The 14,279-nt window shown below is 32.7% G+C and carries 11 protein-coding genes; 9 read left to right on the top strand and 2 right to left on the bottom strand.

The window, feature by feature from the left end; all coding sequences use genetic code 11:
- Positions 1-51 precede the first annotated feature (51 nt).
- From CCY98_RS07515 to CCY98_RS07470, 9 genes are all read left to right on the top strand, one after another.
- The gene (locus tag CCY98_RS07515) at positions 52-828 is read left to right on the top strand and encodes a CAAX protease (RefSeq protein ID WP_112057938.1); all 777 of its coding nucleotides are present in this window, start codon (positions 52-54) and stop codon (positions 826-828) included.
- 22 nt (positions 829-850) lie between these two features.
- A complete protein-coding gene (locus tag CCY98_RS07510) occupies positions 851-1,039 on the top strand; it encodes a hypothetical protein (protein ID WP_112057937.1) in 189 nt (62 codons plus the stop codon).
- A 363-nt stretch (positions 1,040-1,402) separates the two neighbouring features.
- Positions 1,403-5,578 carry a hypothetical protein gene (locus tag CCY98_RS07500; protein ID WP_112057935.1) on the top strand — a complete coding sequence of 1,392 codons (4,176 nt, stop codon included), beginning with the start codon at positions 1,403-1,405 and terminating at the stop codon, positions 5,576-5,578.
- Between the two features lie 144 nt (positions 5,579-5,722).
- Positions 5,723-8,308 carry a hypothetical protein gene (locus CCY98_RS07495; protein ID WP_258439867.1) on the top strand — a complete coding sequence of 862 codons (2,586 nt, stop codon included), beginning with the start codon at positions 5,723-5,725 and terminating at the stop codon, positions 8,306-8,308.
- 51 nt (positions 8,309-8,359) lie between these two features.
- Positions 8,360-8,692, top strand: a complete 333-nt coding sequence (locus CCY98_RS07490; protein ID WP_112057934.1) for a c-type cytochrome — start codon at positions 8,360-8,362, stop codon at positions 8,690-8,692.
- 22 nt (positions 8,693-8,714) lie between these two features.
- Positions 8,715-10,478, top strand: coding sequence for a ShlB/FhaC/HecB family hemolysin secretion/activation protein (locus CCY98_RS07485; protein WP_112057933.1), 1,764 nt, complete (start codon positions 8,715-8,717; stop codon positions 10,476-10,478).
- 256 nt (positions 10,479-10,734) lie between these two features.
- The gene (gene exbB / locus CCY98_RS07480; protein ID WP_112057932.1) at positions 10,735-11,172 is read left to right on the top strand and encodes a TonB-system energizer ExbB; all 438 of its coding nucleotides are present in this window, start codon (positions 10,735-10,737) and stop codon (positions 11,170-11,172) included.
- Positions 11,156-11,542 carry a TonB system transport protein ExbD gene (gene exbD / locus CCY98_RS07475; protein ID WP_112057931.1) on the top strand — a complete coding sequence of 129 codons (387 nt, stop codon included), beginning with the start codon at positions 11,156-11,158 and terminating at the stop codon, positions 11,540-11,542. The genes exbB and exbD overlap by 17 nt, the downstream gene beginning before the upstream one ends.
- Positions 11,505-12,212: an energy transducer TonB gene (locus CCY98_RS07470; RefSeq protein WP_112057930.1), complete on the top strand. Its 708-nt coding sequence runs from the start codon at positions 11,505-11,507 to the stop codon at positions 12,210-12,212. The genes exbD and CCY98_RS07470 overlap by 38 nt, the downstream gene beginning before the upstream one ends.
- 27 nt (positions 12,213-12,239) lie before the next feature.
- On the opposite strand, the gene CCY98_RS07465 is transcribed toward CCY98_RS07470, so the two are convergent.
- Positions 12,240-13,145 carry a tetraacyldisaccharide 4'-kinase gene (locus tag CCY98_RS07465; protein WP_112057929.1) on the bottom strand — a complete coding sequence of 302 codons (906 nt, stop codon included), beginning with the start codon at positions 13,143-13,145 and terminating at the stop codon, positions 12,240-12,242.
- 1 nt (position 13,146) lies between these two features.
- Positions 13,147-14,277 (bottom strand): aminotransferase class I/II-fold pyridoxal phosphate-dependent enzyme, encoded by a 1,131-nt coding sequence (locus tag CCY98_RS07460; protein WP_112057928.1) that lies wholly within the window; start codon positions 14,275-14,277, stop codon positions 13,147-13,149.
- Between the last annotated feature and the right edge of the window lie 2 nt (positions 14,278-14,279).

The raw sequence follows: 14,279 nt of genomic DNA, 5'->3' as shown, positions 1-14,279 counted from the left end.
GCGGAATTATAGCAGACAAAACATTAGAGAAAATTAAATAAAGGTGTAAAAATGGGTTTTTCTTTGCAGAATCTTGAATATGAAAAGATTAAGGCTTTGTTTTGTGATTTTCCAAATTTATTAAATAAAAACTTTGAAGTTCGTATGAAAAAAGCGCTAAGTGTATTGCATTTTGCTTATTTATGGGGTGCTTGCAGGGAGGCAGAAAAAGCTCTAATAAAATATAAAAAAGATGACTTATATGAATTTATCATGCAATTATATAGAAAAAGAATCAAAACACATCAAGCTAATTTTTTGCTCTTGCATTGTTTTGAAAATGCACTGCGTAGCACATTGTGTGTTAAAATTGCAAATTTTTACAATAAAGATGATGGCGATTCGTGGTTTATAGACCAAACTTCAAACTCTAGTAGCCCAAAAATCGTTACCAAGCTTCTTCAAATAAGAAAAAAACATCTAAAAAATAAAAAAGCTAAAAATTCTTGGGAGATTTTTGATTGTTTTTATCTTAGAGATTTGGAAGATATTATTAGCTCTCATTGGGATATTTTTGCACCTATTTTTAAAGATAAAAAAATTTATAAAGGGGAAGAATTGCCATGTTATGGCACAAAAGAACATTTGCTAACTAAACTTAGTCAAATTAGACAGGCAAGAAATGAAATTTTTCATAATAAATCTACAAAAATGAAATTTCGCAAAGAATTAGAAATATTACTTTTGCGTTTGGATTATTATTTAGAAGATGCCATTAAGATTGGTGAAATTTCAACAGGCATTAATCTCAAATACAACTACAAGCAACAATATATTAATGAGTTATAATTTGTAAGCAAATTACCCATATTTGGAAGATTCCTTACAATTTCAGCTTTTTTCACAAACTCGCCTAAGAGGCTATACCAATACACAAGAACACGAAGAAAATTTAGCCTTAATCGCTTCTATTACTTATAAAATGGGTGTTTTGGAGATTATCTTACGGAACAAAGAGGCTAAAGCCAAAGTAGAATCTGCGATAACTACTAGAGAATAAAGCTTATGTTGCTTGGGGTTATTGATATTTAAATTTTTCTTATTGTAAATTAAAAATTTGTTAATTTGGCTATTTGAATGTGAAAGAGAAATTTAAAATAATTTAATTAAATAAATTATAGAATATCTAGGTAACTTTTACAAAAAGGAGAAATTATGTCAAAAAGTTCTAATTCGCTTATTATGCGGGGGGGGGGGCAATAACCCTTTAAATGCAAAAAAGTTTTTCTTAAATTCTTCATCTTGCTTTAGGGGGTATTTTGTAAAATCCTCTAAATCCCTTGTAAATATTTCTATTGTTGCAAGTTTAGCACTATCACCTAGTCTATCTGCTGCAAATTTACCTACAATAAGCAATAATCAATTGCCAAGTGGGGGTAAGTTTGTAAATGGGACAGGAAGTATTGCTACAAATGGTAACAAAATGGATATTGCAGGTAATAATAAAAACAATGTCATTGCTTGGGGTGGTGGATTTAATATTGGTAAAGAAGCAAGTGTTAATTTCACTACAAATCAAAAAAATTATTTAAACTTAGATTATACTAATAAAGCTTCACAGATTCTAGGAAAATTAAATGGTGGAACTAATAATATTTATCTAGTCAATCCTAGTGGGGTATTAATAGGCAAAGATGCAAGTATCAATGCTAATAAATTTGGCGTTTCTACTTCACCTATGGATATGACTGCAATTAATAAATTTTCAACTAAAGGTTCTTTCTCCCCTGTTTTTAGTGCTAATAAGGGTGATATAGTTAATATGGGAACTATTAGTGCTAATGAAATTGTTCTTGTGGGGAATAGGGTAACGAATGTTGGAAACTATGTTGATGAAAAGGGTAAAAAGCAAGTCGCTTTTGGAAGTTTTAATAAAAAAGATAGTTTAACTAACGCAAAATTAGAAATAACGGCTAATCATACTGATTTACATGCAAATGGAAATACCATTGGCACAATTGATTCTATAAATGTTACTGCAAAAGGGAATAACGCAAAAATTGAAGTAGGACAATCTGCAACAAGTTGGACTGATATTAAATTAGGAATTAATCAAAATGGTAATGTCACTACTACCATATACGCTTCTATTAAAGACACTGAAGATTGGAGTAGTTTTACAGATATTATTAATGGGGGAAATGCAAACAACATAGATACCTTTAAACTCATTAAGGATATTGATTTTAAAGATGCAGGAGCAATTGAACCTGTGGGGAATGATATTTCTAACCCTTTTTCAGGTAATTTCTATGGTAATGGACACACTCTCTCTAATCTATTAATTAATGCAGATGGAAAAAATTTTGCTGGATTGTTTGACTGCATTAATGGTGGAAGTGTGCAAGATCTAACCATTGATGGATTAAATTTTCAGGGTAGTGCTTTGATAATTGGTGGATTTGCAGCGCGGATACTTAATGGAACTTTTTCTAACATTGTTTTGAATAATATAGGGGATATTGTTGGTGATTTTCTGGGTAATGCAGGTGGATTTGCAGGAGGTATTATAGGAACTACAACTCTCTCTAACATTGTTTTAAATAATATAAAGAATATTGGTGCTGCTGGTAGAAATGCAGGTGGATTTGCAGGAGTTATAGGAAATGGAACTTCTAACATTGTTTTAAACAATATTGTTTTGAATAATATAGAGAATATTGTTGGTGATTTTGCAGGTGGATTTGCAGGGCAAATGAATAATGGAGAATTTTCTAACATTGTTTTGAATAATATAGGGGATATTGGTGGTGCTCTTGCTGTAAGTGGATTTGCAGGGCGGATAGATAACGGAACTTTTTCTAACATTGCTTTAAATAATATAAAGAATATTGATGGTAGTGTTGTAAGTGGATTTGCAGGGCAAATACATAATGGAACTTTTTCTAACATTGTTTTGAATAATATTGGGAATATTAGTGGTGATCGTGGTGCAGGTGGATTTGCAGGGCGGATAGATAACGGAACTTTTTCTAACATTGCTTTAAATAATATTGGGAATATTAGTGGTAATGACACAGGTGGATTTGCAGGGCAGATAAATAATGGAACTCTCTCTAACATTGTTTTAAATAATATTAGGAATATTAGCGCTACTGGGGCGGATGCAGGTGGATTTGCAGGAGAAATAGTAAGTGGAACTCTCTCTAATATTGTCTTAAATAATATTAGGAATATTAGCGCTACTGGGGCGGATGCAGGTGGATTTGCAGGAAGTATTACAAGAACTGCAACTCTCTCTAACATTGTTTTAAATAATATAGAGAATATTGGTGGTTATAGTTACGCAGGTGGATTTGCAGGAAGTATAGCAAGTGGAACTCTCTCTAATATTGTCTTAAATAATATTGGGAAGATTAGCGCTACTATGGATGCAGGTGGATTTGCAGGAAGTATAGGATATGGAATTTTTCTCTCTAACATTGTTTTGAATAATATAGAGAATATTAGCTCTACTATGGATGCAGGTGGATTTGCAGGGCAAATACAAAATGAAACTTTTCTCTCTAACATTGTTTTGAATAATATTAGGAAGATTAGCGCTACTAGGTATGCAGGTGGATTTGTAGGGTTTATAAAGTCTTATGATTTCACTCTCTCTAACATTGTTTTGAATAATATAGAGAATATTAGCGCTACTAGGTATGCAGGTGGATTTGTAGGAAATGTAGATACTATAAGAACTACAACTTTCTCTAATATTGTCTTAAATAATATTGGGAATATTAGTGGTACTTGGAATGCAGGTGGATTTGTAGGTAATGGCTATCTACTTTCTGCAACTGATATCTACTTCTATGGTGCTATGAATCTTATTGGTGGCAATACAAATCAAGAAAATATAAACTCCCACAACCCAACAGCCCTTAATCTCGCTAAGACAACTGATTTACAAATAATCCAAAATCATATGCAAAATGGCAGCACTAAAAACCTAGAATATGTTGCAGGAACAAATGGTAACTCCTATCTCCATATGGTAACTAATGGTAAGATAGGTGGTGCAGATTCTGAGATTACTTTTGATAATGAAGAGTATAAACTTCTGCAAAGTGGCAGCACTCTAAAAAACCTAGAATATGTTATAGGAACAAATGGTAACTCCTATCTCCATATGGTAACTAATGGAAAGATAGGTGGTGCAGATTCTGAGATTACTTTTGATAATGAAGAGTATAAACTTCCAAAAGTTAGCAATAACACAACCTCTCCCACACCCCCTTCAATCTCTAATGGAGACAATCTCTCTAGTGTAACTCTTGAAGCTAGTGATTTTGATGTATCTATTTTAGAATCTATTATTAATGATATTTTAAATAAAGAATATGTGTTAAATCTTGATGATTGGACTAATTTTGGAGCATTTAGTAAAGATTATGCAACAATTCTCTCTTATCTCTTAGAAAACACACAAGATGAAACCCTAAAAGAATCCATTAAACAATCTCTAGAATTCTATGCAGAATTTAATAAGGGTGAAACAGATGGATTAAAAAGTCTTTTTGAAACTTGGTATAAAGATGCTAAAGATACCTATAACATTTCTATGGACAAACACACATACTTAATTGAGAAGGTAAAAGAGATTCCTAATATCATTGCAGAATTCAAAGAAGTTCAAGAAAGCATTGAGGATTACAACAATAAAGTAGATTTAAGTGAGAGAGAACTCAAAGAAGCAATCAATATTTATGAAGCTTTATTAGAAGAGTATAAAAAACTTTTGGCTTCTTATGACACAGATGATTCTGAATTTAAAAATGTTTTTGATACTTCTTATAATGCTTTTCAAGATAATCTCAAAGCCTTTAATGCTCAATTAGCAGATTATGATGCTATGCTAAAGGATTACAATAATGGAAGTGTTACTTATGAGGATACTCTAAATGCTTATAAAGCACTAACAGAAAAATATAAAGCACTAATAAATGCTCATAATAGCGTTAAAGAATCTGCAGAAGCTTACCAAAATAAAAACAACACTATTAAAGAAGAATATGCAAATTTAGTAAATAAAATTAATGCACTTAATGAAGCATTTGAAGTAATTCAAGATAAAAACTATAATTTCACAGCTAAACATGATGAACTTGTTGGCATAAAAGATGCATTAAACTTAGGGAAACCGACTAACTATGAAGGAATGACAGGTGGATTTACCTTTAATGGAACATTAGACCTTTTAGGTCCGAAATCCAATACTAATATTCCCTCACAAAATGATAAACCTCTATTAGGAGGTATAGATAAACCCAATAGTTTAGATTTAGGAGAATTTAATTCTGGTTTCAATGTGCAACTTCCAGAAGTTCCAGGAAATCTACCAAACTCTGGAGATGGTGCAAACAAAGTGGATGTAGATAATAACTTGCCTACAAATCTCTCTAGAGAATCATTGCTCTCTTCTAAAAACTCTGTTATCACTCTCCCAGCACAAGAAAAAGAAGATGTTATTACAGAAGATGAAAGGGAATTAGGAAGAGCTTGCATTGTAAGTGATAATGCAAAAACTAATAGCCCTTGTGTGGCGGCATTTTAGTAAAACTGCTTAAAAGGATGATAAAGAATCCCTTTCTTTATCATTATCCTTTGTAATAAGTTTAATTCTCTTTTTAATGTTGTATTAACATAAAAGAATTTCAAAAATCTAATTTAATTTCATAGATTCCTTAAGGAGAAAATTATGCAGCAGTGCTTTTTAAGCAATAAAATAATGTTAAGCTTCCTTGGTGTAAGTTTAGCATTAAGTCAGACTTTATTGGCAGCCACGCAGGCAGATAAAGTCAATAACCAAACCTTTAAAACTCCAAGTCATCAGTTTTCTAACCAAGAGGTTTGGGATTCTAAAAGTCAAACTTTTAAAGAAATCAATGGAACTAACTATTATGGTGTCTCAAAAGCAGGATTAGTTAGTGGAATCACCCTAGAGGTTTTTAATCCTAAAAATCCTAATCAATCTTTGCAAGAATCTAAACTTAATATTTTAACCCCCAATCAATCTTTGCAAGAAATCTTAGAAGTGCAAGGAACACACACTGCTAATTCCCAAAACAAAAATTTGTATCCCATACAAATTCTTCCTTTTTTAGTAGCAGGGAATTCTCTAAAAGGCGATTGTATTAACAATAAATTGCTCATTAAAGAAGCAGAATTAAGTTCGGTTGTTTTTCTAAAACCAACGCATATAAAAACTAAAAATCCACCTAAGAAAGAAATAGAAAGCAAGATTAATTATATTATAGCAGCAGGGGTTGCTAAGGAGGGAAATGCAAAAAATAATGCCCTAGAGCTTCAAAAAGGAAGTTATATTAATATGGGAGTAGAAAACACCTATAGCCTAAAATTAAATGGTGCTCCCTATGTTGTAGGAGGGATTGCTATTTTAGGAGATGCTATAGGGAATTCTTTGTCTGCTAAAAGTGGTTCTAGGGTTGATATTCACACCGCACCTTTTTATAAAAATGAAATGGGAAAATTTGTCTTTGATGAGAGAATCACTCATCTTGTTGGGGGATTGGCTTATAATGGAAATGTAAGAGAAAACAAGCTTAATCTCAATGGGGTAGAATTAATGATTCATGCTCCAAGTGGCTTGTATTCTTCCTTTGCTTCTGCCCATATTACCGGAGCCTTTATTGATGGAGATGGCAAAAAGGCACACCATGCCATTAAAAATACCTTAGTCATTGATGAATTCCTTTTGGGCTTAAGAGTAGATGGAAACCCTCCTCTTTTTTATGATGCTATCTTTTTAGGAGAATTCTTTGGTGGGAAAACAACTCGCGGGAATGCTAATGAAAATTATATTGCCCTAAAAAATGTCCCCTCTATTGGAAGAATGGATAAGAATGTAAAAGTGCAAGGAATATATGAATTTTTTGCAGGATATACACTAAATGGAAAGGCAAATGCCAATGTTTTAGATGTTGCTTTAAAATCTCCTTTGCAAGTGAGTAATTCTTATTTCAGACAAAATGCCTTTGGATTTTATGGAGCTTTTGCAAGTGAGGGTGCAAGTCACAATACTATTAAAATTAGAAATAATCTAACTATTATTGATGGCACAAAAAATCCTAATGATAGAGTAAATATTATTGCTGGAAGAACTCTAGCAGGAGAGGCAAATTCTAATGTGATTGATTTTAAAGATTCTCAAGTTTCCTTGCCCTTATTTGTTTATGCAACCACACAAGAAAACTTTGAAGGTTCTATTCATTATCCAGAGTATGCCAAGCACAATAAGATTAGCTTAAATAATGTCTTTGGGAGAAAGGATATCCGCTCTGGGGTAGAGGCTATGAGTGTAGAAAATAATCAAATCTTTTATCACAATGTAGAAGCACAATCCTCTGGAGAGGGAGCTGATAAAGAAAGTAGCGTGTATATTAGAGCAGTCAATCTTGCAGTAAATAATCTCTTTAAGGCAAGTAATTATTGGGCAACTTCTATGCTTAATGTTTATGGTATTCGTGGGGAGGAAGAATCTAAAAATAATCAAATGATTTTTAATAATGTAGGCTTTAACACAGATAAAATTGCTATGGGTTCAGGATTGATTTTAATAGGTGGAGTGGGTAAGAGTGCATATCATAATCTCTTAAGTATTCAAGATTTAGAAATTGGAGCTTATGATAAAGAAAAGGATTTTATCTATATTGCAGCAAGTGCAATTCCTGATGCCAATAGTAATCTAGCACTCTCTTATGACAATACGCTCTATATTGGTGGAGATGTTTCTATCCATAAGCAAACGCTTTTAAATGCACTAAGTGGAAGTGTGATTAGGGTTCCAAGCTATACAAATAATAAAGCGGATATTATCACGCTGCCTGCACCTTCTTTAGCGCAACTTACAGAGGATAACCATTTAATTTTAGAGCAACCCTTAAGGGCTAGAGTAGTTAATAACTTTGAACATTATAGTTTAATTTATCATTCTAATAATCAAGATAAACCGCTTGTTGAAAGTTTAGAGACACCTATTAATCTCTCTAGCGAATCCCAAATTACTCTACTTTTAAAAAAGGGAGAGAAAGCTCCTAAAAAAGGAAGTAAAGTTGCATTAATTTCAAGCCAAAATGGTTTTAGTGATATTAATGGTAATACTATGAATGAAGCTCAATTAAATCAACTCTTAGAGAGGATTTCTAAAAATCCAAAAACACTTGATTACAAAAAGATTCCTCAACTCAAACAAGAAAGCCTAAGGGTTATCCCTCTAACTTTATCTTTAGGCAATGAAGGAAGAGTGATTTATGGAGAAATCTAAAGTGATTAAAAATCAACAACACAAATAAAATTTTAAATGAAAGGATAAAAAATGAAAAAAATATTAGTAGGTTTAGGATTATGTGTGGGAGTATGTATGGCTAATGATGCCCTAATTCAAAAGGGAGAAGCACTTTATAAAAAATGTATTGCTTGTCATGGTGTCAATGGAGAGAGAGTGGCTCCAGGAAGCAAGGGCAATATCAAAATTGGAGGTTTAGATAAAGCCTATCTTATAGAGCAACTTGAAGGCTATGCCGCAGGGATGGCAGATAATGGAGGAGCTAAAATGATTATGTATGCTAATATGAAAAATTGGAAATTTACCCCTTCTGATATTGAAGCAGTGAGTGCTTATATTGCCCAATTGCCTAAAGCAAAATAAAAACATAAAACAAAGGAAACTTATGGAAAAACCTTTTTTAAAAAGCATCATTCTAGCCTCTTGTCTTTTAACAGGAGCGCTCTCGCAACAAAACAAAGAAAACACAGAAGCTTTAGAGCAAATGATGGAAATTTCTCCTTATAAAAATATCCCTCAAAACAAAAACATTCAAAATACTCTAAAAAATAAACAATCCCCTTTAGATATTAGAAAGAATAAACAAGATTCTTTGCAAAAAGATTCTAAAGAAGTCTTAGATAAAGAGGGATTAGTGGTGTCAAGTGATGAAGAGTTTCGCTTTAAATATAAATTCTTTGTGGATACCAAAGAAGATGGAAAAACACTCACTTTAGAAGATATTGGAATTAATGAAGTATGGCTTAGTGAATCTATTGTTGCCCTAAAAAGATCGGATTTAAGCGTGGAAATCTTACAAGAAATTGCTAATATCGTTTCTTATTATTTTCAATACCATGGTTACCCCTCAGCAACTGCCTATATCCCTCAACAAGAAATCACAGATTCAATCCAAGTTAATATTATGCTAGGCAAACTAGGAGAATATCAAGTTAAAAATTATTCTAAGCATCTAAAAGAGAGTGCTATTAGCTCTAAGCTAAAAGAATCACTACAAGGAAAGATTTTAAGAACTAAAGAATTAGAAGATGTGATTTATAAAATCAATGAAATGTCAGGAATTAAAGCAAGTGGAAGTTTGACTGCTGGGAATGAGTATGAAACTACAGATGTGATTATTACAATAGAAGATTCTAAAAAAGCCAATGCGATGCTTTTCTTTGACAATTATGGAAGCAAAGGTTCTGGTGTCTATAGAGCTGGTGTGAGTGGTGCTTTAAATAATCTCTTAGGATATGGGGATTCTCTTAATTACTTTGCGCAACTTTCTGATGAAATGCAAAAGAGTTATGGAGTAACCTATAATACCTTTTTAGGGAATCTTAAAATCTCTCCTAGAGTGCTTAGAAGCAATTATGAATTAGGGGGAGAATATAAGGATTTAGATGCCTATGGAAATTCTTTAGATTTAGGAGTGGATTTAGCCTATCCGCTTTTTATTAACACCACTAATTCCCTATACCTTACTGGAGGTTATGTTTATAGAAAGCTTGAAGATATTTATGGAAGCTTTGGAATTAATTTTAATAAGGAAAGTGATGCTTTTTATTTAGGGACTGAAGGAACCTTTGGTTTAATTCCCAATAATATTCTAAGCTACAATGCAAGAATAACTTATGGAGAAGTGAAGCCTAGAAGCTCACTTTTAGAATCAAGCCCTGCTATGGGAGATTTTTGGAAGTTTAATGCCACTTTAAATAACTCCTATTATTTTAATGATAGTTTAACGCAAATTATTAATCTTAATTTGCAAAAAACATTAGGGGATTATCAATTAGATTCTAGTGAAACTACATCCCTAGGAGGACCTTATGGGGTTAGAGCTTATCCTAATGGATTTGGAGAAGCTGATAGTATGATTTTAGCTACATTTGGATTGCGAACAAATCTCATAAGCCCTAATTTTTATCTTACACCCTTTTATGAATTTGCTTATGGCTGGAATGAAGACTATCAAAATAATTCAATCAATATGGCAGGAAGGGGAGATAAAAATGATGTCTTTATGGATGCAGCAGGATTAGAACTGCTTTATCTTATGGCTAATTACTTTTATATTAAAATGGATTTAGCTAAAGCTGTGAATAAATATGTAGCAGATGGAAAAAGAAGAGATAGACTTTATATAAGCACAGGATTCTACTTTTAATTAATTCTAACAAACCCCAAAGGCTAAGAAGCCTTTGGGGTTTGTGTAGCTAGATCAAATATAGCTTTTTGCTAGATTTTAAAATAACTCTACAATTTAATAAATAATTACATTTTTTACTGCTTTTGGCTGAATAAAATTTATGGCGATATTTTGCTCTTAGGAAAATCCAGAGTGAATCATTTTTGCATTTAAAAAAAGATTAATTTGTTTATGATACAATTTTGATAATTATTTTCAATATCAAAGGAAAACAATGGAAATCCTCAAAGAAACAATTGATTATATTATCTTTGGAATCCTTGGAATTATGGGCTTTATAGCTTTGTGGCTTACGATAGAGCGAGTGATATTTTTCTCTAAAATTAAGTTTAGTGATTATAAAACGCAAGAATCTCTTGATGATTCGATTACTAAGAATCTCACTACTCTTTATATTATTTATTCTAATGCACCTTATGTTGGGCTTTTGGGAACGGTGATTGGGATTATGATTACTTTTTATGATATGGGGTTAAGTGGCAGCATTGATACTAAAGAGATTATGACAGGTTTATCCCTTGCGCTAAAAGCGACAGCTTTAGGTCTTGCAGTGGCGATTCCAACTTTGATTGCTTATAATGCTTTGTATCGAAAGATTACTCTTTTAAGCAACCTGTATAAAACAAAGGCAACTTATGGTCAAGATTCCTAAAAATGAATCGCTTAATATCATTCCTTTTATCGATATTATGCTGGTTCTATTAGCCATTGTGCTAAGTGTTTCAACTTTTATCGCGCAAGGTAAAATACAAATCGAGCTTCCACAAAGCACTAATCAAGAGCAACAAAAAGATGAAAAAAAGGTGCAAATTCTAGTAGATAAGGACAATCAAATTTATTTGGATGAAAAAGTAATAGCGCTAGAGAATTTAAAAGTGGAGTTAGAAAAGCTTGATTCTAAGACACTAGTAGAATTGCGTAGTGATAAGGATGCAAAATTTGAAACTTTCATTCAAATTATTGATATTTTAAAAGGAAAAGCACATGAAAACTTTAGCATTGCAACACAAGCCAAACAATAGCACTTTGCAGTCATTTTTGGTTGCAAGTGGGATTTATGCCGTAATTTTTTTAAGTCTTTTTTATGGTTCATCTTATCTTGTCCCAAAGGATATTGGCTTACAAACTCAAACTATGGCAATTTCTCTTATGCATTTTGCACAAAATCCTGCAGTGCAAAAGAGTGCTCCACCGCCTATACAAGAAGAAATCAAAACTCCCCAAAAACCTAAAGTAATGGAAAAACCAAAACCGATTCAAAAAGCAAAACCTATTAAAGAAAAAAATGTTCAAAATACAAAACCATTACCACAACCAAAGCCTATTTTAGATCAAGCAACACACACGCAACCACCTGCTACCCCTAGTGTTTCTAATGCTCAAACTCAAGCTCCATCTACTTTGACATTTGGAAAAGTGAATGATCCCTTTTTGCTCTCTATAAAACAAGCAATTGACAAGAATCTTCAATATCCAAGAAAAGCAAGAATGCTAAGAATGGCAGGGATTGTGATGGTAGAGTTTAAGCTTTTTAAAAATGGAGAATTAGGTAATGTGAAAGTGATTCAGCCTTCTAAGCACTCGCTTTTAGATCGATCTGCGATTAAGACAATTCTAAGCGCTGGGCGAGATTTTCCAACACCTAAAAATGATGTGATTATTCAAATTCCTATTCAATATGTTTTAACTTAAAATTGTTAGGTTATGGATCAAAGCTATTTATTGTAAATAGCTTTGCACATATTTTTGTATTTTTTCTTTAATATTGGGCGCAATATGCAATTCAAGATGAAGAATGGAAAGAGGCAACCCAAAATCTTCTAATTTAACCGCATCTTTTTGAGTAACAAGCAGTGAAGTAGCATTGAGATTGGCATAAGATTCTAAAATCTTTGTCTTATCAAAATAAGAATGATCTTTGAGAATAATTTTTCCAACTACATTAGGCAAGTATGAATCAAGCCTAGATGGATTTGCAATAGCTGTCAGCAAAAGCATTCTTTGTGTTGGGTAGAGGAGTTCCACCTTTCTAGTGTAATCTTGCCCTTCTTTGGCGATAATATCAGCTTCCTTATAGGCTCTTTTGGATTCACGATAGCCGCCACTTGGAATGCAAAAGCTAAAATAAGGCTCTAATTTTGGCTTTAATAAAATATTGAGTTTTTTGAAATTAAAACGGAATCCATCATCTAAAAAGATAACTTTTGCCCCCATTTCTTTAGCTCTTAGGATAGCTTCTGTGCGATTTTTGCTAACAATTACTAAGGCATTGGGGAGTAATTTGGCAAGCATAATTGCTTCATCGCCGGCAACTTCTGGAGTTTCAAGAATATTTCCATTTTGACTAATGATTTTTAATCCCTTGCTTTTGCGCCCATAACCTCTTAGAATAATGCAGCTTTGATCATAGTCTTTTGCAATTTCAGCAACAAAAGGACTTTTACCACTTCCGCCTAAGATGAGATTGCCAACACTAATAATGGGAATTTGAAAGTCTTGCTGAATAGACATTTTTCGCTTTAGTGTTGCGATGAGACAATAAATCCAGCTAATAGGCAATAAGCAGAAAGCCAAAATTTTTTGTAGCAAACTTGGTGCAAAAAAGTATTTCTCTAAAGTTCTCATATTATACCCTGTGAGTTGCAAGTCTTGAAATTTCTTTGCAAATATAATCAATATCTTCTTTTTTCATTGCACTATAAATAGGCAAACTTAAGATTTGTTGGTAATTTTTAAGAGCGATGGGAAAATCACTAATTTTGAATTTGTATTTGCTTTTATAATAGGTTAAAAGATGTGAGGGCACAAAATGCAAAGCAGTTTCAATACCACTTTCTTTTAGCTCTTTAGCAAAGTGATCGCGATTCTTGTCAATTTTGATGATAAAGTGAAAAAAGATATGCTCATTTTTAACTACAGGCATAGAAATATGCGGTGTATCTGCTAAGTTTTGCATATAATGAGAAGCGATTTCTTTGCGCCTTTTGATAATATAATCCATTCTATTTAGTTGGCTAAGGCAGAGAGCGGCATCTAGGTAGCTTAAATTGTATTTATTGCCAATTCCCACGACATCATAGAGATATTGTGGGCGCACACTTGTAATTTTTTCACTTACAATTCCATGATAGCGCAATAAAGTGGCTTCATTAGCTAGTTTTTCATCGTGTGTGGCAAGGATTCCAGCTTGTGCTACAGGACTAGAAGAATCAAGAACAATACTAAAAATAGTGGCAAAACTTTTTTGATTTCCTATTTTAATACCATTGTGAGTTAATCCAAGTGCCATAGTCGCATCTTCAATAATTTTAAGATTGTAATGCCTAGCAAGTTCATAAAAGGGCTCTGTATTGCAAAATTGTCCTGCAATGTGGCTTACAATAATTGCGCGAGTTTTTTTGAGATTGTTTTTCTCTAACGCCTCTTTGCATTTTTCATAAGAGATTTCAAAAGTATCTTCCATAATGTCTATAAAAATGGGTTCAGCATCAAAATGGCGAATGATTTCTGGGAAGCTTGGGTGGCAATTTACAGAACAAAGAATCTTGTCTCCGCGCTTAATATCCATAGCAAAAAGACAGAGATGGAATGCTGCAGTTCCACTATTTGCAGAAATTGCATATTTGATTCCAGTGTAGCTTTTGAAAGCTTCTTCTAAATCTTGAGTGATATTGTGGCTTGGATTTTCAAGCACATGATTGATAAGTTTTTTCTCATTTTCTGTAATATCGGGGATAAAATAGGGAAACTTAAGCATTT

Source organism: Helicobacter sp. 11-8110, assembly GCF_003288905.1.
Classification (GTDB): Bacteria; Campylobacterota; Campylobacteria; order Campylobacterales; family Helicobacteraceae; genus Helicobacter_D; species Helicobacter_D colisuis.
The sequence above is the reverse complement of the archived record's forward strand: the minus strand, read 5'-3'. Positions and strand labels throughout refer to the sequence as shown.

Excerpts from the sequence above, each read along its gene's own strand:
- CCY98_RS07515 (WP_112057938.1), top strand. The coding sequence starts at position 52 with ATGGGTTTTTCTTTGCAGAATCTTGAATATGAAAAGATTAAGGCTTTG.
- CCY98_RS07495 (WP_258439867.1), top strand. The coding sequence starts at position 5,723 with ATGCAGCAGTGCTTTTTAAGCAATAAAATAATGTTAAGCTTCCTTGGT.
- CCY98_RS07490 (WP_112057934.1), top strand. The coding sequence starts at position 8,360 with ATGAAAAAAATATTAGTAGGTTTAGGATTATGTGTGGGAGTATGTATG.
- CCY98_RS07485 (WP_112057933.1), top strand. The coding sequence starts at position 8,715 with ATGGAAAAACCTTTTTTAAAAAGCATCATTCTAGCCTCTTGTCTTTTA.
- exbB (WP_112057932.1), top strand. The coding sequence starts at position 10,735 with ATGGAAATCCTCAAAGAAACAATTGATTATATTATCTTTGGAATCCTT.
- exbD (WP_112057931.1), top strand. The coding sequence starts at position 11,156 with ATGGTCAAGATTCCTAAAAATGAATCGCTTAATATCATTCCTTTTATC.
- CCY98_RS07470 (WP_112057930.1), top strand. The coding sequence starts at position 11,505 with ATGAAAACTTTAGCATTGCAACACAAGCCAAACAATAGCACTTTGCAG.
- CCY98_RS07465 (WP_112057929.1), bottom strand. The coding sequence starts at position 13,145 with ATGAGAACTTTAGAGAAATACTTTTTTGCACCAAGTTTGCTACAAAAA.
- CCY98_RS07460 (WP_112057928.1), bottom strand. The coding sequence starts at position 14,277 with ATGCTTAAGTTTCCCTATTTTATCCCCGATATTACAGAAAATGAGAAA.